The 19,333-nt window shown below is 46.2% G+C and carries 17 protein-coding genes; all 17 read right to left on the reverse strand.

All coding sequences use genetic code 11. The annotated features are described in order from the left end of the window. Positions 1–43: 43 nt before the first annotated feature. Entirely contained in the window at positions 44–838 is a 795-nt protein-coding gene (rpsB, locus tag KFE96_RS11510; protein WP_370650516.1) for a 30S ribosomal protein S2, read from the reverse strand. A 154-nt stretch (positions 839–992) separates the two neighbouring features. Continuing rightward, positions 993–1,745: an NUDIX hydrolase gene (locus tag KFE96_RS11515; protein ID WP_255832734.1), complete on the reverse strand. Its 753-nt coding sequence runs from the start codon at positions 1,743–1,745 to the stop codon at positions 993–995. Beyond that, positions 1,745–5,257, reverse strand: a complete 3,513-nt coding sequence (dnaE, locus tag KFE96_RS11520) for a DNA polymerase III subunit alpha (protein ID WP_255832735.1) — start codon at positions 5,255–5,257, stop codon at positions 1,745–1,747. Before dnaE ends, KFE96_RS11515 begins: the two co-directional genes overlap by 1 nt. 22 nt (positions 5,258–5,279) lie before the next feature. Next, positions 5,280–5,705, reverse strand: coding sequence for a DUF1761 domain-containing protein (locus KFE96_RS11525; RefSeq protein ID WP_255832736.1), 426 nt, complete (start codon positions 5,703–5,705; stop codon positions 5,280–5,282). Between the two features lie 50 nt (positions 5,706–5,755). Then, entirely contained in the window at positions 5,756–6,433 is a 678-nt protein-coding gene (locus KFE96_RS11530) for an ABC transporter ATP-binding protein (RefSeq protein ID WP_255832737.1), read from the reverse strand. A 4-nt stretch (positions 6,434–6,437) separates the two neighbouring features. Next, positions 6,438–7,685 carry a lipoprotein-releasing ABC transporter permease subunit gene (locus KFE96_RS11535; protein ID WP_255832738.1) on the reverse strand — a complete coding sequence of 416 codons (1,248 nt, stop codon included), beginning with the start codon at positions 7,683–7,685 and terminating at the stop codon, positions 6,438–6,440. Between the two features lie 14 nt (positions 7,686–7,699). Then, on the reverse strand, positions 7,700–9,013 hold the full coding sequence (gene proS / locus KFE96_RS11540; protein ID WP_255832739.1) for a proline--tRNA ligase: 1,314 nt from the start codon (positions 9,011–9,013) through the stop codon (positions 7,700–7,702). A 402-nt stretch (positions 9,014–9,415) separates the two neighbouring features. Next, positions 9,416–9,673, reverse strand: a complete 258-nt coding sequence (locus KFE96_RS11545) for a DUF1467 family protein (RefSeq protein WP_255832740.1) — start codon at positions 9,671–9,673, stop codon at positions 9,416–9,418. A gap of 6 nt (positions 9,674–9,679) precedes the next feature. After that, entirely contained in the window at positions 9,680–10,084 is a 405-nt protein-coding gene (gene mce / locus KFE96_RS11550) for a methylmalonyl-CoA epimerase (protein ID WP_255832741.1), read from the reverse strand. Between the two features lie 11 nt (positions 10,085–10,095). Then, the gene (locus KFE96_RS11555; protein WP_255832742.1) at positions 10,096–11,775 is read right to left on the reverse strand and encodes a ribonuclease J; all 1,680 of its coding nucleotides are present in this window, start codon (positions 11,773–11,775) and stop codon (positions 10,096–10,098) included. Between the two features lie 6 nt (positions 11,776–11,781). Beyond that, positions 11,782–12,558 carry a type III pantothenate kinase gene (locus KFE96_RS11560; protein ID WP_255832743.1) on the reverse strand — a complete coding sequence of 259 codons (777 nt, stop codon included), beginning with the start codon at positions 12,556–12,558 and terminating at the stop codon, positions 11,782–11,784. Between the two features lie 11 nt (positions 12,559–12,569). Further along, entirely contained in the window at positions 12,570–13,319 is a 750-nt protein-coding gene (locus KFE96_RS11565) for a biotin--[acetyl-CoA-carboxylase] ligase (protein WP_255832744.1), read from the reverse strand. A 35-nt stretch (positions 13,320–13,354) separates the two neighbouring features. Beyond that, entirely contained in the window at positions 13,355–14,806 is a 1,452-nt protein-coding gene (nuoN, locus tag KFE96_RS11570) for an NADH-quinone oxidoreductase subunit NuoN (protein ID WP_255832745.1), read from the reverse strand. 14 nt (positions 14,807–14,820) lie between these two features. Beyond that, positions 14,821–16,350 (reverse strand): NADH-quinone oxidoreductase subunit M, encoded by a 1,530-nt coding sequence (locus KFE96_RS11575; RefSeq protein ID WP_255832746.1) that lies wholly within the window; start codon positions 16,348–16,350, stop codon positions 14,821–14,823. 18 nt (positions 16,351–16,368) lie between these two features. After that, positions 16,369–18,348 carry an NADH-quinone oxidoreductase subunit L gene (gene nuoL, locus KFE96_RS11580; RefSeq protein ID WP_255832747.1) on the reverse strand — a complete coding sequence of 660 codons (1,980 nt, stop codon included), beginning with the start codon at positions 18,346–18,348 and terminating at the stop codon, positions 16,369–16,371. A 6-nt stretch (positions 18,349–18,354) separates the two neighbouring features. Next, positions 18,355–18,663: an NADH-quinone oxidoreductase subunit NuoK gene (nuoK, locus tag KFE96_RS11585; RefSeq protein WP_247021377.1), complete on the reverse strand. Its 309-nt coding sequence runs from the start codon at positions 18,661–18,663 to the stop codon at positions 18,355–18,357. A gap of 12 nt (positions 18,664–18,675) precedes the next feature. Then, a complete protein-coding gene (locus tag KFE96_RS11590) occupies positions 18,676–19,320 on the reverse strand; it encodes an NADH-quinone oxidoreductase subunit J (RefSeq protein ID WP_247021374.1) in 645 nt (214 codons plus the stop codon). Positions 19,321–19,333 lie beyond the last annotated feature (13 nt).

The raw sequence follows: 19,333 nt of genomic DNA on the forward strand, positions 1-19,333 counted from the left end.
ATAACCAGCCACCCGGAGCGGATACAATAGAATTGTTACTGAATTATGCTGTTGCTTCTTCAGTAGCTGCTTCTTCTGCAGGAGCGGCTTCTTCAGCTACTTCTTCTGCAGCTTCTTCAGCGGCACCAAGGTCAACGCCTTGTGCAGCAAGATCAGCTTGAATACCGTCAAGAACAGCATCAGAGATCAGATCAGTATAAAGACGAATAGCGCGTGTTGCGTCGTCGTTACCTGGAACTGGGTAATCAATGCCGTCTGGCTTAGAATTTGTATCGATAACACCAACAACTGGAATACCAAGACGCTTAGCTTCAGCAATTGCAATGTCGTCACGGTTAGTGTCAACAACAACGATAATGTCTGGAAGACCGCCCATGTCCTGAATACCGCCAAGAGAAAGCTCTAGCTTGTCGCGCTGGCGAGTCATCTGAAGAGTTTCTTTCTTAGTCAGGCCTGTGTGCTCTTGGCTAAGAACTTCATTAAGCTCTTTAAGACGCTTAATAGACTGGCTGATTGTCTGCCAGTTTGTAAGCATACCACCGAGCCAACGGTGATTTACATAGTATTGGCCACAACGCTGGGCAGCTTCTGCAACGATTGGAGAAGCTTGACGCTTTGTACCAACGAAAAGAACGCGACCACCACCTGATACTTTATCACGAACAGCTTGAAGCGCGCGTGTCAGGTATGGAACTGTTTGAGAAAGGTCAATGATATGAATGCCGTTGCGCTCGCCAAAGATGAACGGAGCCATCTTAGGATTCCAACGGTGTTTCTGGTGACCAAAGTGTACGCCTGCTTCTAGAAGGGCGCGCATATCGACTACTGGCATTGCCATGCTATATACTCCTTTTCCGGTTAAGCCTCCGCAGGGATGCGCCTCATCTTTGAGACACCGGATGGCCGATCAACAACTCGAAGAACTGCCTTCCCTACGTGTGAAGTCGCGGCCCATATAGGCCGGTATTATATAAAGATCAAGTGTTTTCTGCTTATTTTGCAGCTTCTACAGCCATCTCTTTCATAGTGGCCTGTGTAACGCCGTAACCGCATTCTTCAGAAATGGTCAATTTCATACCATTTTCATCCATACCAATTACCGGAAGCGTGCGAACGACTTTCGCATCCTCGGCTTGTTCCAGCGCTTCTTCGACAGAGCTAGCCCGTGCAAGTTTCATAAGATTCAAACGGGTCGGGAACATAAGCGGCACTTTATCATGATCCCACTCATCTAGAATAGCACGAGGGCTTACCCAGCGAAGTGAAATCGCTTCATTACCATCATGCTCAGCTGTTTGTCCGTTATGAGGAACAATGTAAAAATGTGTATCAAAACGGCGTGGGATTGGCTCGGGTGTTACCCAGTGGGCGAAATGCACAAGCTTTGAAGTAGCCAACTGATCTCCATTTTCAGAGAGTAACTCTACGAGTTTCCTACCTGATGGCTGTGTATCTCTATCAACTACCGAATAATAAATACCCGCTTCTTCATAAAGCTCTCTTAAAACAGCAACCTTGAACGCAACATCCTGTTCATTGGTTTCACTATCTGTATAACGTTCAACAAACTCTGGTTCGCTATCTGCCACATCTACTTTACCGCCAGGGAATACAAATGCTCCCGGTGCAAACTTCATGGTTTTAGCGCGCTCTGTCATTAAAACTTCGAGCCCAGCTTCACCGTCTCGAACAAGTAAAACAGATGCTGCAGGAAGCGGTGTTACTATTTTCTGACCATTAGCCATTAAATTTCCTCTACTGAAAGAACCCCCATTTCAGCGGCAATGGCCTGTTTCAGCTCCGGTGTCACCTTATATTTACCTGTAAGCCTGAATTCTGCGAAACGCTTGTCTTCAGCAACAGGCACACGAACTATAACAGCACCTTTCCCCCCTGCCTTACGATCTAGGGCAGCTTTAATGGAAGGAAAGGCATTCGCTTCTTCAACTTCAATAAATAAGCCCTTGGATGATTGCGATGCTACATGCTCCAGCGATTCCATACCGCGACAGGAAAGACCAATACTATCATCATCATCACGCTTACGTATCTGAACAGAGACCACCATTGGCGCGCCCTCTTCTACCAACTGGCGCATCCGGTCCAAGTCATCTTCAAAGGCCATAAGTTCAAACGCATCTGTTCGATCAGAAAGCGTCAGACGACCAAACTTATTACCACGCTTTGTCATGCCTTCACGATACCCAAGAATAGCACCAGCCATACGCACGGTTTGTGTAATCAAGCCCGGATCAGTATATACCTCTTTCGCTGGCACAATACGTTCGCGCTCAAGTACTGTTTCGTATGTATCCAGCGGATGCGCTGAAATGTAGAAACCAATAGCTTTACGTTCTTCATCAAGCTGCTCTGTATCAGTCCAGCTCTTCACGATCGGAAGCGTTGGCCGTTCAACCGTTGCTGCTAAATCACCACCGAACAGGCTTACCTGACTACTTTCTCGCTCTTTAGCCTCCATTTGAGCTGTACGCATCAAAATTTCAGCTGCAGCATGCGCCTGCGCACGATTTGGTAATAAACCATCAAACGCGCCAGCCGCGGCCAAACGCTCCATTTGGCGTTTATTCACCAATTTCGGGTCAATACGCTCAGCGAAATCAAACATATCTTTATACGGGCCATTGGCTTTTCGCTCTTCAACGATAGCTTCCATAGCCTTCTCACCAACCCCTTTGATGGCGCCAAGCGCATAGCGAACCGCTAGGTTATGCCGAGGGTCTTCACCGCCTTCACAGTAAACCTCCGGCGCGGCCTCCACAGTAAACGGGACATCAGAATGGTTGATGTCTGGTAGAAGGAGCGGAATTTCCATCCGCTGCAATTCCATTTTGAAGGCCGCAAGCTTATCCGTATTCCCCATATCGAGCGTCATGATCGCCGCCATAAACTCAACAGGGAAATTCGCCTTCAAATATGCCGTATGATAGGAAACAAGCGCATAAGCAGCTGCATGCGATTTGTTAAAGCCATATGATGCGAACTTGGTTACGAGATCAAAGATATAGCTGGCTTTTTCGTAATCGATACCACGCTCAACGGCCCCTTCACAGAAACGGCCTCGCTGCTTATCCATTTCTTCTTTAATTTTTTTACCCATCGCACGACGCAGGATATCCGCCTCGCCAAGGCTGTAGCCTGACATCACCTGTGCAATCTGCATCACCTGTTCCTGATAGATGATTACACCATATGTCTCGCCCAAGATATCTTCGAGGATCGGGTGTGGGTATTCCACTTCTAGTCGGCCGTGCTTACGGTCCACATATGTAGGGATATTATCCATAGGTCCGGGGCGATATAGCGCCACAATCGCGATAATATCTTCAAATTTATCGGGCTTCAGGCCTTTAAGCACGGCACGCATACCTGTACTCTCGAGCTGGAATACGCCAGCACTCTCTCCTGCTTGCAACAGCTCATATGCAGGGCCATCTGTAAGCGGCACTTCAGCTAGATCAATATGAATATCGCGTGCTTTGATATATTTTACGGCACGATCAAGCACCGTGAGCGTTTTCAAGCCTAGGAAATCGAATTTCACAAGCCCTGCAAGCTCTACCCACTTCATATTGAACTGAGTTACAGGCATGTCTGACTTGGGATCTCGGTAAAGCGGCACTAGTTGGTCAAGTGGTCTGTCCCCGATCACCACCCCCGCTGCGTGCGTTGATGAGTGCGCGTAAAACCCTTCGAGTTTCAATGCGCGCTCAATAACCTTAGCGGTGAGTTCATCACTATCCACTTCCCGCTGCAATCGAGGCTCGCTATCCAAAGCCTCCTGCAATGTCATTGCATTACCGGGGTCATTTGGGATCATCTTGGAAAGTCTGTCAGTGGCGCCGTGATGCTGCTGCAATACACGACCACATGATTTCACAACCATTCTAGCTTGCAGCTTACCAAAGGTAATAATTTGCGCTACGCGGTCGGCCCCATATTTTTCCTGCACATACCTGATAACGAGTTCACGTTTATCCTGACAGAAATCAATATCGAAATCGGGCATGGAAACACGTTCGGGGTTAAGGAACCGCTCAAACAGCAGTGAAAAACGAAGCGGGTCCAGATCGGTAATTTTCAATACCCAGGCAACCACTGAGCCTGCACCGGAACCACGGCCAGGGCCAACCGGAATATCATGATCTTTAGCCCACTGGATAAAATCGGCAACGATAAGGAAGTATCCCGGGAACCCCATTTGATTGATAATACCAAGCTCGAAGTCAAGCCGTTCCCAGTATTCTTTTTCCCATTCCTGATCTTTGCCCGCCGTTAAGCCTTCTTCTTTGGCTTTAAAGTCAAGCCTTTCACGAAGACCAACTTCAGATTCCTGTCTGAGCATATCAGCTTCAGACACATCCATACCTTGGGTAAAGTTAGGCAGAAGCGGGTCGATAGGGTCAATTTTTATACGACACCGTTTTGCAATATTTACTGTATTTTCATAAGCTTCCGGAAGATCTTTAAATAATTCCTTCATTTCCTCTGCTGTTTTAAAACGGTATTCAGCATTCAGCTTACGTCGGTCTGTTACTGCAACATAGGTACTATCTGCCATACAGAGAAGTGCATCATGGGGCTGATACATGTCTGGTCCGGCAAAATACGGCTGGTTTGTTGCCACAATAGGAACATTGTGTTCATAAGCCAGATCAAGAAAGACTTCTTCCGTTTCTTCTTCAAATTCTTCACCGTGTCGCTGAAGCTCGACATATAGGCGGTCACCGAAATATTCTTTCAACTGGAGAAGTAAGTTTTCGGCATCTTCATTTTTACCATCACGAATAAGGCGACCAATAGGGCCATTTGCCCCGCCGGTAAGACAGATAATACCTTCTGAAAATCCGTTAAAACCACTAACAGGGAACTGCACCCCTACCTGAACATCACTTTCCAAGTGCGCCTTGGAAACGATTTTCATTAGGTTTTGATATCCCTCTTCGTTTTGCGCAAGCAGCACCAATGCCTCTGGCTGCTCCTTAACTTTGCCACCCTTCTTATTTTCCCGATATGGGTTTTTAACAGTAAGTGTAACACCGATAATCGGCTGAATCCCCATACCAGTCCCGGCGCTTGAAAACTCGAGGGCGGCAAACATGTTGTTGGTGTCAGTCATGGCTACCGCAGGCATTTTATGCCCTACACACTGCTTCACCAAATCCTTTACATGGATTGCACCTTCTGAAAGCGAATAAGCGGTGTGCACACGCAAATGAACAAAGTCTGCGTAGTTCATAATAACTCCAAACGCGGTAAGATTAACGCCAAACGGCCATCATTGCGCCGATAAGCGCCATTGCAACAGTAACATTGCCCATATGAATAAGAAAATGCTTTATGCTTTTGTCTTCAAAAGCATAATTCGGGAACGTCGCGCCCCCAACAAGCACAAGAGAAACAATTGCACCAAGTACAGCACCGCCAGCAATAGTAAGTTCTGCGAAGGAAGATTGAGACATCAACCAAGCCAAACCAAAACTCATCACGATAGCGGCAATAAAACTCTTACCCATTGCGGCGGCTGGGCTAGGACCTTCTTTAAGATCCTCTTCAGTCAGCCCCATTTCACTCATCCAGGCTTTCCCAGCGATAGGGCCATACCATACCCCACCTACGAACATATAGATTACAGCGCCAACAAGAACAGTTAGCCAGTTAATTGTATCCAGATTAAGGTCGATCATGATATTTCCTCCCGAGATTTAGGAAAGAGTACCTATTAACCTTCCAACACTCAAGCAGGTGTTAGCATTCCATCATGTAAATATACTTTGCGGTCAAGCTTTTCAGCCAGTTTCTTGTCATGTGTTGCGATCACCGCTGCTAACCCTCGTTCCCTCACAGTTTCTAAAAGTAGCGTAAGAACCCGGTTGGCAGTTTCTTCATCAAGGTTTCCTGTTGGTTCATCTGCCAGCAGCAATACAGGATCAGTCGCGACCGCACGCGCAATAGCAACGCGTTGTTGCTCTCCCCCTGATAGCTTAGAAGGTAAATGATCAAGCCTTTCAGCAAGCCCTAAACGAGCTAAAAGCTCTTCTGCTTTTTTGTTAGCCTCTTTAGCTCCCACCCCGGCCACGCGGAGCCCCATAGCAACATTTTCAAGAGCAGAAAAATCAGGCAACAAGTGGTGGAATTGGTATATAAAGCCCAGTTTTTCTCTCCGTAGTGCACTACGCATATCATCAGATTTTGCTTCTACCGCAGCACCACCAATTTCTAGAGAGCCTTTGAATTCACTATCAAGCAAACCTGCAATCTGTAGCAAAGTTGATTTACCAGAACCGGATGACCCCAGAAGAGCCACCAGCTCGCCCTGTTTCACTTCAAGATTAATGCCTTTAAGGACATCAATCTTTTTATGTCCCTGTACAAAAGAACGACTAATATTTGTAAGTCTAAGTGCAGACGTCATTTTTCTACTCATGTCGAAGAATAGTAACAGGATCAAGGCGTGAAGCACGGAACGCAGGCAATATTGTAGCAAGGAATGAGAGCACCAAAGCCACTACAATGATTAGGATAGTTTCTGTCCAATCAACATCGGCCCGAATTTCAGAAATCCAGCGGGTTGCTGGATCCCAGGCATTAAATCCGAATGCCCATTCAATAAACTCTTTAATACCAACTATGTTTTCAATGATAAGCGCCGCTAAAGCTCCACCTAACAACACGCCAAACGCACCAACAGAAAGGCCAACAATAAGGAATATTTTCCGGATAGAGGCTTGCCTTGCTCCCATTGTTCTCATGATAGCTATATCGCTGGATTTATCTTTCACGAGCATAACGAGGCTTGATGAAACATTGAACACTGCAACAACAATGATAAGGCATAAAATCAAGAACATAGCGATACGTTCTGTCTTCAGCGCCTCAAGAAGTGATGGGTTAAAGGAACGCCACCCGAACACATAGGCCTTACCGCCTACAGTTTGTTCCAGCAAAGGTAAGAAACCGTCTATCTGATCAGGATCTTCGATATAGATATCCATCTTAGATATAGCGTTACCCATTTGAAAGAAACGCTGGGCTTCATCTATTGGCATCCCGACAAAACTATCATCGAATTGGAAAAGCCCAATTTCTACGAGAGCGTCCACCCGATACCCGAGATAACGCAATGTAGAACCAAAAGGTGTCGAAACGGTATTAGGGCTTACAACAGTAACTGTATCACCAACAGTAACGCCCAATTTACGAGCGAGCCTGAACCCTAAAACTAGTCCAGGAGTATCAGCGTCATTGTTTAGCTGACCTGCAAGAACTTTTACATCACCAAGGCCATCTTCCGTCAGTTGCTCAGGCGGCAAACCACGAACGATAGCCCCCGTTGAACGCCCGTCGCGAGTAAGCATCACTTGATGCTCTGTATAATATCTTACCTTAACAACACCAGGTAAGACCTTAGATTTATTATAAATATCATCATAACTAGAAAGACGACCGCCGTACCCCTGCACGACGGCATGTCCCTGATAGCCAAGGATGCTTTCAATAAGACCAGCGCGGAAACCATTCATTACAGACATCACAACAATCAGTGCTGTGACCGCAAGCATAATAGCAATTACAGAGAGAATTGTATTAAGGGAGATGTAACCATCTTTCGGTGGACGCAGTAAATACCGCTTTGCAACACCCCATTCAAACCCTCTCTGCAGCAATTATTTTCTCCGAACTACGCTGTAAATTTGGCGAGAAGCGCTTCTTTAGTAAGCTCTTCTTTTTCACCTGTTTTGCGATTTTTAAGCTCAACTACGCCATTTTTAAGGCCGCGTGGTCCTACAGCAACCTGCCAAGGCAAACCAATAAGGTCCATATTCTTAAACTTGGCGCCTGCACCGTCTTTCGTGTCATCAAACAGCACTTCAATACCGGCTTCCTCAAGTTCTGCATACAAGGCATCACAGAAAGCTGTACATTCTTCATTCTTGGCACCGAGGTTCATCAAACCAACCTTAAAAGGAGCAACAGCTTCAGGCCACACTATACCGTTTTCATCATGGCATGCTTCAATGATACCACCCACGAGACGAGATACACCAACGCCGTATGAACCCATCTGCACGTTCAGCATTTCGCCTTCTGGGCCCTGAACACTTGCTTTCATAGGCTTGGAGTATTTATCGCCGAAGAAAAAGATATGCCCAACTTCAATACCGCGACCGCGGATTAGATTCTCGCCTTCAACTGGGCAATCATCTTCGTTGTGCATTTCTTCTGTAGCCGCGTATGGTGTCGTCCATTCATTCACAATTGCCTGAAGGCCCTCAGCATCAGCAGGGAAATCAACCAAAGATTCCATACCTTCAAAATCTTTATGGAAGAACACTTCACTTTCGCCCGTTTCGGCTATCACGAGAAACTCATGAGATAGATCACCGCCAATTGGGCCAGTATCCGCACGCATCGGAATGGCTTTAAGTCCGAGCCGTGCAAATGTACGCAGATAGGCTACGAACATCGCATTATAACTGTTAACGCCCTCTTCCGGTGTCAGATCAAAGCTATAGGCATCTTTCATCAGGAATTCACGACCACGCATAACACCGAAACGCGGACGGATCTCATCACGGAATTTCCACTGAATATGATAAAGATTCTTTGGAAGGTCTTTATAACTGTGAATTTCACGGCGGAAGATATCTGTGATCATCTCTTCGTTTGTCGGGCCAAACAGCATATTGCGGCCATGACGGTCTTCGATGCGGAGCATTTCTTTTCCATAATCATCATAACGACCGCTTTCTTCCCAAAGTTCTGAGGACTGGATGGTCGGCATCAACACTTCAAGAGCGCCGGCGCGGTTTTGCTCTTCACGTACAATATTTTCGATTTTTTTAAGAACACGTAAGCCCAGAGGCAGCCAAGAATAGATCCCTGCGGCACCCTGGCGGATCATGCCCGCACGTAGCATTAATCTGTGGGAAGCGATTTGAGCCTCAGAAGGGTTTTCCTTGATGGTCGGCAAAAAATAGCGACTTAAACGCATGACCTTACTTCTCTTAATTACAATGAAACAATGTGGCGAAAGCCTTTTGTTTCTTTTGCCGCTATGCAGTTCAATTGGCAAATAGAATCTTTGGGAATTAGAAAAAAGCCCAAGAAAACTGCCTTTCGTGAAAAGAAACTGCTACCTCCTGCTAAAACCTGTTGCAAAATTGTCTCACTACTAAAAAAGCACATGAGCGAGAACCTTAATTTTTCATTAAGCTTAATGACAAGCTTGCGCTGGCTGGCATAAGTTCTTGCCACTGAGTTCGATAGAGGACACACCATAGTGGCCCACGCTCAGGGAGGAAAATAGATTGAGAACTGCCAATGAGCAGATCCAACAAAAAAAGCGAAGCTTCATTGCTTCGCTTTTTTTGTTTTTTGATTAAGATTACAGCCCTTATGAAGGCTTCATGCCTCTAAAGCTGATCAGTCCTGAAGTCGCCAAATAATAATACCCAACTGTCACCAGTATAGCTACGATGGTGGTCCAGAACATTTTCTTCTTCAGATTTGGATTAGAAGGAGCACTAGGTACAGTACCTTCTGTTATTTCCTCATCGGTTTCGTCTTGTGCCCTCACACCAATAGGCAGCGCAGCAAAAAAGACCATCCACCAGGAAATAACAAACACCAATATAATTGTCGCTATGTTCATCAGCTTCTAAACCTGTTCAATTTCCACCAATGTTCCACTGAAATCCTTCGGGTGAAGGAATAGTACCGGCTTACCATGTGCTCCAATTTTAGGTTCACCAGATCCCAAAACACGAGCGCCCTCTTCCACCAATTTATCACGTGCAGCCATAATATCTTCCACCTCATAACATATATGGTGCATGCCACCTGAAGGGTTCTTCATCAGATAATTAGCAATGGGGCTATCTTCGCCAAGCGGCAATAGAAGCTCAATCTTGGTATTTGGTAAATTTACAAAAACCGTTGTAACCCCATGATCAGGCAAATCGAGCGGTTCTGAAACATTTGCGCCAAGTACATCTCTGTACTGTTTAACAGCAGCATCCAAATCTGGAACAGCTATTGCTACATGATTTAATCGTCCAATCATTGGCCCATCCTCTATTCTAAATCCATATCTCGTTCGTAGGTAATCAACGTGGCTACGCCTGGGTTTTTCCCTATTTCAGTGCGGCAGAACCTTCTAATGGTAATTCTGCAAGTTTCTTCGATATCTCTATTTGCTTTTAAGCCTCTGGCATTCAGGCGCTCGATCGCTGTTTCAACAGCATCAATTATTGCGTCCTGAAAAACCGGATCATACCCCTTCGGAATCCCAAGCATAGCAACTGCAGGCTCCGCTAGCAGCACACCATCATCATCCAGTATAAGACTAACAGTAATAAACCCGCTCACAGCAGCCCTGCGACGCTCAACAATCGCGTTATCATCAACAGACGAGATATATTTCCCGTCCAGTGCCAAACGACCAACAGGCACTTCATCAACCAGATGAATACCGTCCACCGTAATCTCAAAAATATCGCCATTCTTTGGCACACATGTATGCTTCACACCCATTTCACGAGCGAACTTTGCATGACGTATCAAATGCCGTGCTTCACCGTGCACAGGAATAGCCGTTTGCGGCTTTACCCATTCATACATTTGCTTAAGGTCAGCCTGCCCAGGATGACCTGATACATGAATAAAAGCATCTTTCTCTGTGATAACGTTGATCTTTTTTGATGATAAATTATTAAACAAGCTTCCCAAAACCAGTTCATTACCAGGAATAATTTTTGAAGAAAAGATAACCGTATCATCTGGGCTTAGATGAACATTCTTGTGCTCATCCCGGGCAATACGGGCAATTGCTGCCCTCGGTTCGCCTTGGCATCCGGTACAAGCAATCAAAATACGATCACGTGGGATATCCGAGATATGCTCTTCGTCAACAAGCGGCGGAAAATCTTTAAAATAACCAGTTGCTCTACCTGCATTATAAACACGGTGCATAGAACGTCCCATAAGAGCTAAGCTACGGCCTGTAGCCTTAGCAACTGCACCAATTGTTTCTAACCGCGCAACATTAGAGGCAAAGGTGGTAATCACTACCCTGTTCTTCTGTCCTTTTGCCACTTCGATCAGGTTTTGTTGCACATCTGCTTCAGAACCTGAACTTTCTGGATTAAAGACATTTGTACTGTCCCCAACAAGTGCGAGAACACCCTCTTCGCCTAGCTGAGTAAGTGTATCGGCTGGGCATGCCGGCCCAATAATTGGGTTAGCATCAAGTTTCCAATCACCTGTATGGAAAATCGTACCACTTTCTGTACGTATAACAATGCCGTGCCCTTCCGCGATAGAATGCGCAAGAGGAACATACGTCACATCAAATGGCCCAATATCATAAGCCTGAGATGGCTCAACAATTATGAGCTCGACTTCATCAAGAAGGCCTGCTTCGTTCAACTTGTCTTTAACTAGCTCGGCGGTAAAAGCTGTAGCATAAACCGGACAACGGAACCGATCCCACAGATAAGGTACCGCCCCAATATGGTCTTCATGACCGTGGGTTAATACCAAGCCAGAGATATGCTTCTTCTCGTCCTCAATAAAGGCAGGATCAGGGAAAATAAGGTCAACACCAGGAGTATATTCTCCCCCAAACATCATACCGCAGTCTACCATCAACCATTTGCCTTTATGGCCATATAAGTTGAGGTTCATTCCAATTTCGCCTGAACCACCAAGCGGCAGAAAATAAAGGCTTTTATCTTTTGGTTTTAGGTAGGCCATATATGCTTATTTATTGTTATTATCAAAAATTATACGAAGACCTTCGAGAGTCAGGTCACTACTAACTTCATCAATGGCATCGGTCCAGTCAGCGAAAACAGGTGCCAAGCCCCCTGTCGCAAGCACTTTCATATCTTCTGAGTGCTCTTTCTTCAGGCGCTGCACAATGCCTTCAATCATCCCAATATAGCCCCAGAAAATACCATACTGCATAGCTTCCAGCGTGGTTTTACCCGTGCAGCGATCATCTTCTGGCGCGGTTACGGCAATCCGAGGAAGTTTTGCGGCGGCTTGATGAAGAGCAGAAAGAGAAAGATTGATACCAGGGCAAATCAGGCCGCCAAGGTAAGCGCCCGTTTCCCCGACCACATCAAAAGTTGTTGCCGTACCAAAATCTACCACAACAAGTGGCCCACCATACATATCATTGGCTGCTACTGCATTCACGAGCCTGTCTGCGCCAACTTCCCCTGGGTTGGTAACATCAACCTCAACACCGATATCCACACCCGGATCACCCACCACAAGAGGCGAGGTATTAAAATACTTCTCACAGAGCTGCTTTAGCGGCCTCACCACCTGCGGTACCACACTGGCAATGATCGCACCGTGCACGTCTTTAGGGGAACGATCATGAAGAGCCATCAAGTGGCTGATCCAAACCATATATTCCTCTACAGTTCGCTGATCCACCGTAGATAAACGCCAAAATTCCACTGTCTTCTCGCCTTCAAGCAAAGCAAAAACAGTGTTGGTATTTCCTACATCAATGGTTAGCAGCATAACTCTACCCTCTAATTACCAGATAAACTTGGGAAGATATCAGCCGCATATATAGTCTGTTCTTCACCAGTTGGAACTGAAATTTTTAAACCACCATGGCTATCAAGGCCCAAAAGTGTGCCCTCAAATGTATCTCTAGTGGTTCTAATCTCTCTCTTTTCGCCTAAACCCCAAGCATTTTCAGTCCATTCTCGCCCAATAGGTTCAAACTGGCCTACTATCCAGCTATCTAATCGTTTTTTCATATTATGAGCGAGGAGCTGAAGCGCATCTCTTACTTCAACAGTTTTCTTCGTCTCTTCAAAAAACGAGGTAGCTTTAAAAGCAGCGTCCGTCGGGCTATGTAACAAATTCATACCGATGCCGATAATCACATGATCGAGATAGCCATTACTTCCGGCAGAACTTTCAATCAAAATACCGCTGGCCTTTTTGTGATTAATCAGGATGTCATTTGGCCATTTACACTGCACTTGCTCGTTTTCAAGCCCCAGGCCAACGAATGTCTCTCGTACAGCAAGAGCAGTGATAAACGGCAATGCACCAGCATCTACAGGCTTGATATGTGGTGCGAACAGTAAGGAAGTGTATAGATTACCGGGCTTTGATGTCCAAACCCTACCTTGACGCCCTCTGCCAGCATCTTGCGTACCAGCAACAAGCCATACCGGGCCTTTATCACCAGTAGTTGCTAGCTCCGTCGCCTTAATATTCGTGCTATCTAAGCTATTAAAAAAGCGAGCCCCGACACCATGCGGCATCGAGGCTCCCCAATTTTCAAAAGATGGTATGTTCACTAGAACAACAGCGCCTTAGACGCCCAACCAGCCGCTGTAATTAGCGGTGCAACAAGCAGAATATAACTCACTGGTGAGTTAATCAGCGCAGACACACCAATCACAAACGATACAGAGCGGCCATGGTTGCCATCAAAGCTCGCAGCTGGTTCATCAAAGAACATGATCTTAACAACGCGCAGGTAATAGAATGCACTTACCACACTAGCGAGGAGACCAATCAGAGCCACTGGCCACAGGCCTGCTTCTACAGCTGCAAGGAACACATACCACTTACCCCAGAAACCAGCGAGGAGCGGGATACCTGCAAGTGAGAACATAAAGATCGCGAGTGCCACTGCCATCGGCAGGTTGTTACGAGACAGGCCGGCAAGGTCAGAGATATTCTCAACCATACCTTCGCTGCGGCGCATAGTAAGTACTGATGCGAAAGTACCTAGCGTCATGGTTAGATAGATCGCGATATAGATCAGCACGCTTTCAACACCAGCTTGTGTACCTGCCGCCAAACCAACAAGGGCATAACCAATATGGCCGATAGAAGAATAGGCAAGCAGACGCTTAATGTTTGTTTGAACAAGCGCAATGAAAGCACCAACAAGCATAGAAGCGATTGAGATAAAGATCACAATCTGTTGCCACTCATGCATAAGACCAGGGAATGCACCAACCATCACACGGATGAAGAGCGCGAGTGCTGCTACCTTAGGCGCTGCAGCAAAGAATGCCGTTACAGGGGTTGGAGAACCTTCATAAACATCCGGCGTCCACATATGGAATGGAACTGCAGATACTTTGAATGCAAGGCCAGCCAGCATAAACACAAGGCCAATAACCGCACCAATATTAGATGCACCTTCTGTTTTCAGAACCTGAGCAAGAGCATCAAAGTCTACTGTACCAGTAAAGCCGTAAATCAGCGAAATACCATAAAGCAGCATACCAGAACTTAGTGCACCAAGAAGGAAGTATTTCAGGCCCGCTTCTGTAGAGCGTGTACGGTCACGGTTCATTGCCGCCAGTACATAGAGAGATAGAGACTGAAGCTCTAGGCCTACGTAAAGAGACATAAGACTGTTCGCCGAAATCATCAGCAACATACCGAGAGACGCAAGCATCACCAGAATTGGGAATTCAAAACGAGCGATTTTATGGTCTTTTAGGTATGTGGTTGAGATCAGAAGCACAACCGCGCCGCCAGCATACACCAGCGTTTTCATAAACACTGCAAATGCATCAGAGATAAACATGCCGCCAAAAGCAACCTGACGTTCACCACCGACATTCACCAGCATCACAATCGCACATACAATAAAGCCCACGATTGTTAGATTAGAAATCTGGTTATAGCTCTTGTCACCCTGAAATACACCCAGCATCAAAAGAGCCATCGCCCAAACTGCCATGATAATTTCTGGCAAAGCAACGAATAGATTTAATTCACCGTTCATCGGTCAAAGGCTCCTTAGCGTGCAGCAGACTGCGGCGCAGGTGCCGCAGCATGCTCAGTGTTTGCTGAGAAATGAGTTTCAATCAAGCTGTTAACAGATGTGTGGATTGGCTCAAGGAAGCTGTTCGGATACACACCCATCCAAATAACGATAGCAATTAGCGGTGCTATGATGATCTTTTCACGTAGATTTAGATCAGGCATTGCTTTCACATCGTCTTTATCAAGCTCACCGAAGATAACACGGCGAACGAGGTAAAGCATATAAGCAGCCCCCAGGATCACACCTGTTGTTGCACCGAAGGCCACCCAAGTGTTCACAGTATAAGCACCGTTAAGAACAAGGAATTCACCCACAAAACCGCTTGTACCAGGAAGGCCAACAGAAGCCATCGTGAAGATCACGAATGTAGCAGCATACATCTTCATATTAATTGCAAGGCCACCGTAACGAGCGATTTCACGTGTATGAAGGCGATCATAAATCACACCAACACACAGGAAGAGCGCACCAGATACAATACCGTGGCTAAGCATAGTGAAGATGGCACCTTCAATACCGTTTGGATTCAGAAGGAAAATACCAATTGTCACAAAACCCATGTGAGCAACAGAAGAATAAGCAATCAGCTTTTTAATATCTTCCTGAACAAGTGCGACAAGTGATGTGTAAACAATCGCTACAATCGATAGTGCAAACACAAGCCAAGCAAAATGCTCTGTCGCTTCAGGGAACATTGGAAGACTGAAACGCAAGAAGCCGTAACCACCCATTTTCAGAAGAACACCCGCAAGGATTACAGAACCACCAGTTGGTGCCTGTACGTGTGCATCAGGAAGCCAAGTGTGAACCGGCCACATCGGCATTTTCACCGCGAATGAAGCGAAGAACGCAAGCCACAGCCAGTTTTGAACATCCGTATCAAAACCATGTGTCATCAGCGCTGGGATTTCAGTCGTACCTGTTTCAATGAACATATAGAGCACAGCAACAAGCATCACCACAGAGCCTAGAAGTGTATATAAGAAGAACTTAAAGCTTGCATATACACGGTTCGCGCCGCCCCAAACACCGATAAGAAGGTACATTGGGATCAGACCGCCCTCGAAGAACACATAGAAAAGGAAAATATCCAGTGCAGAGAATACACCGATCATCAGTGTCTCTAACACCAAGAAGGCAATCATATATTCCGCTACGCGGTTCTGAACGCTATCCCAGCTTGCAAGAACAACGATTGGCATAAGGAAGGCTGAAAGTACGACGAACAGCATGGAAATACCGTCCACACCCACGTAATACTTAATGTCTTCGCCAACCCAGTTATATTTTTCAACAAACTGGAAATCTGCTGTTGTGCTATCGAAGCCAGCCCAAAGTAGAATACTGAGCAGGAACGTTGCAACCGTCGTCCACAGAGCAACCTGACGGATGTTCCGCTTCTCAATTTCTTTATCCTGATGCTTAATCATCATGATAATCGCCGCACCAATAAGCGGGATAATCATCATGAAGCTGAGCAGGTGATTTTCAATAAATAACATTTGTCTATTCCCCTGCCCTTAATGCCCGGCGCCGCTGCTTATGCCGCTGGCCATAAACCAGGTCACGATAGCAGCAAGGCCAACAATCATGGCAAATGCATAGTGATAAACATATCCGGTTTGAAGCTTGCGTACCTTAGCAGCAACCATTGCAACCGCAGCAGACACACCGTTCGGACCAAAACCATCAATGGTTTGCTCATCACCGCGTTTCCAGAAGATGCGGCCAAGAGCAAAACTAGGCTTCACGAACAGGAAGTCATACAGCTCATCGAAGTACCACTTATTAAGTAGGAAATCGTAAAGCAGGTTGAATGTTTTTGCAGTGCGCTGCGGCAGATCAGTTTTACGTGCGTAGAACCATGCAGCAAGCAGAAGCCCAACAATCATAGCGATCATCGGCGCAAGCTTTACAGCGCCTGGAACGTGGTGAGCTGCTTCCATAATAGGAAGGCTTTCACCGTGAGACATTACTTTCACAGAAAGATCAACCGCACCATTCCAGAAACCAGCTACGTCATGACCAATAAACGCTTCTTTAAACGTCATACCCGCGAATACTGCACCAAAGGCAAGTACTGCAAGTGGGAAGCGCATCTGGAACATCGGGCCTTCATGAGCATGATCATATGTATGAGCATCCGCGCGGCTTTCACCAAGGAATGTCATGAACCATAGGCGCCAGCTATAGAAGCTTGTCATAAGTGCTGCAACCACAGTCATGAAGAAGGCAAACTCACCAACACCAGAATGTGCTGCGAACGCTGCTTCAATAATCAGGTCTTTTGAATAGTAACCGGATAGAAGCGGTACACCCGTAATAGCCAAATTACCGATGAACATAACTGTTGCAGTGAATGGGATCTTCTTAAGAAGGCCCCCCATATTGCGCATATCTTGCTCATGGTGCATTGCGTGGATCACCGAACCCGCGCCTAGGAATAGAAGTGCCTTGAAAAAAGCGTGTGTGAAGAGGTGGAATACACCGCCGCCAAACGCCCCAACACCAAGTGCCACAAACATGTAACCAAGCTGCGAACAAGTTGAATAAGCGATCACACGTTTAATATCATTCTGAACAAGGCCAACAGTCGCTGCGAAGAAGGCCGTTAGAGCACCAACAACCGTTACAACAGCCATCGCGTCTGGCGCTTCTACAAACACTGGGCTAAAGCGAGCAACAAGGAACACGCCCGCTGTTACCATTGTAGCAGCGTGAATAAGCGCTGATACAGGTGTCGGGCCTTCCATCGCATCAGGTAGCCATGTGTGCAAACCAAGCTGAGCTGATTTACCCATTGCACCAACAAATAGAAGCAAACAAACAACTGTAAGCGCATGATAGTCATGGCCTAGGAAGCTCATTGTAGCGTCTTTATATTGGCCAACATTCGCGAAGATCACATCGAATTCTACTGATCCGAAAAGAAGGAATGTTGCGTAGATACCAAGTGCAAAACCAAAGTCACCAACACGGTTTACAACAAACGCTTTGATAGCAGCTGCATTTGCTGTTGGTTTCTTAAACCAGAAACCAATAAGCAGATAAGAAGCTACGCCAACACCTTCCCAACCGAAGAACATTTGAACCAGGTTGTCAGATGTAACAAGCATCAACATCATGAATGTGAAGAGCGACAGATACGCAAAGAAGCGTGGTTTGTGCGGATCTTCTTCCATGTAGCTCGTTGAATATAGGTGAACCAGTGCAGAAACTGAGTTCACAACAACAAGCATCACAGCAGTGAGTGCATCAACACTTACTGACCAATCAAAGGAAAGTGTACCTGATGTAACCCAGTTAAATAGCGTTACAGGATATTTGTTGCCGTCAAGGGCAACATCCAGGAACACCATCCAAGAAAGTGCTGCAGAGATAAAGAGCAAACCAGTTGTAACAATCTGGCTGGCTTTATCGCCGATTTTTGAGCCGAAGATACCAGCAATCAAGAAGCCGATAAGCGGCAAGAAAACAAGAGTTTTAATGGCAAATTCCATTGTCCCTTACCCCTTCATCTGGTTGATATCTTCAACCGCAATCGAACCGCGGTTACGGAAGTAAACTACAAGGATCGCAAGACCAATTGCAGCTTCAGCAGCAGCAACTGTCAAAACGAACATGGCGAATACCTGACCAACCAAATCATTCAGATATGTAGAGAAGGCTACCAGGTTGATGTTAACTGCAAGAAGCATAAGCTCTACAGACATCAAAATAATGATGACGTTCTTTCTGTTTAGAAAGATACCGAAAACCCCGAATACAAACAGGATTGCGGCGACCGTCAGATAATGTCCTAACCCAATTGTCATGGACTTCTGGCCCTACCCTTTCTTCGTTGGCATAGGAACACCTTTACCAACTTCTACATCAACAAGTTCAAATGCATCTTCAGGACGACGAGCAACCTGCTCAGCAATATTCTGACGCTTCACGCCAGGACGTGTGCGGTGTGTAAGAACAATCGCACCAATCATTGCCACAAGCAGGATCAAACCAGCTGTCTGGAAGATGAAGATATAATCTGTGTAAATAATCTGACCGAGCGCTTTAGTGTTTTCCACTTCTGTAGCCGCAGGCGCCTGCGCCGCGATATTTGAAGCCACATCCGGGCCAAAGTGCCAAGCGGAACCGAGAACCACTAGTTCAATCGCTAGAATAGCACCAATAAGCGCGCCAATCGGCAGATACTGCAAGAAGCCCTGACGCAGTTCAACAAAGTTGATATCAAGCATCATCACCACGAAGAGGAAGAGCACCGCTACAGCCCCTACGTATACGATCACAAGCAGCATCGCGAGGAATTCAGCACCCATCAGAACGAACAGTCCTGCGGAGCTGAAGAAAGCCAGAATAAGCCAAAGAACACTGTGTACCGGGTTTTTCGCAGAAATCACGAGCGCACCAGCTGCCACAGTAACAAAGGCAAATAAGTAAAAGGCTAATTCAGTTAAGCTAAGGCTAAGCATTAATCTATTCCTT

Origin of the sequence: Kordiimonas sp. SCSIO 12603 (assembly GCF_024398035.1) — a bacterium.
Taxonomy (GTDB): domain Bacteria; phylum Pseudomonadota; class Alphaproteobacteria; order Sphingomonadales; family Kordiimonadaceae; genus Kordiimonas.

Excerpts from the sequence above, each read along its gene's own strand:
- rpsB (WP_370650516.1), bottom strand. The coding sequence starts at position 838 with ATGGCAATGCCAGTAGTCGATATGCGCGCCCTTCTAGAAGCAGGCGTA.
- KFE96_RS11515 (WP_255832734.1), bottom strand. The coding sequence starts at position 1,745 with ATGGCTAATGGTCAGAAAATAGTAACACCGCTTCCTGCAGCATCTGTT.
- dnaE (WP_255832735.1), bottom strand. The coding sequence starts at position 5,257 with ATGAACTACGCAGACTTTGTTCATTTGCGTGTGCACACCGCTTATTCG.
- KFE96_RS11525 (WP_255832736.1), bottom strand. The coding sequence starts at position 5,705 with ATGATCGACCTTAATCTGGATACAATTAACTGGCTAACTGTTCTTGTT.
- KFE96_RS11530 (WP_255832737.1), bottom strand. The coding sequence starts at position 6,433 with ATGACGTCTGCACTTAGACTTACAAATATTAGTCGTTCTTTTGTACAG.
- proS (WP_255832739.1), bottom strand. The coding sequence starts at position 9,013 with ATGCGTTTAAGTCGCTATTTTTTGCCGACCATCAAGGAAAACCCTTCT.
- KFE96_RS11545 (WP_255832740.1), bottom strand. The coding sequence starts at position 9,673 with ATGAACATAGCGACAATTATATTGGTGTTTGTTATTTCCTGGTGGATG.
- mce (WP_255832741.1), bottom strand. The coding sequence starts at position 10,084 with ATGATTGGACGATTAAATCATGTAGCAATAGCTGTTCCAGATTTGGAT.
- KFE96_RS11555 (WP_255832742.1), bottom strand. The coding sequence starts at position 11,775 with ATGGCCTACCTAAAACCAAAAGATAAAAGCCTTTATTTTCTGCCGCTT.
- KFE96_RS11560 (WP_255832743.1), bottom strand. The coding sequence starts at position 12,558 with ATGCTGCTAACCATTGATGTAGGAAATACCAACACTGTTTTTGCTTTG.
- KFE96_RS11565 (WP_255832744.1), bottom strand. The coding sequence starts at position 13,319 with ATGCCGCATGGTGTCGGGGCTCGCTTTTTTAATAGCTTAGATAGCACG.
- nuoN (WP_255832745.1), bottom strand. The coding sequence starts at position 14,806 with ATGAACGGTGAATTAAATCTATTCGTTGCTTTGCCAGAAATTATCATG.
- KFE96_RS11575 (WP_255832746.1), bottom strand. The coding sequence starts at position 16,350 with ATGTTATTTATTGAAAATCACCTGCTCAGCTTCATGATGATTATCCCG.
- nuoL (WP_255832747.1), bottom strand. The coding sequence starts at position 18,348 with ATGGAATTTGCCATTAAAACTCTTGTTTTCTTGCCGCTTATCGGCTTC.
- nuoK (WP_247021377.1), bottom strand. The coding sequence starts at position 18,663 with ATGACAATTGGGTTAGGACATTATCTGACGGTCGCCGCAATCCTGTTT.
- KFE96_RS11590 (WP_247021374.1), bottom strand. The coding sequence starts at position 19,320 with ATGCTTAGCCTTAGCTTAACTGAATTAGCCTTTTACTTATTTGCCTTT.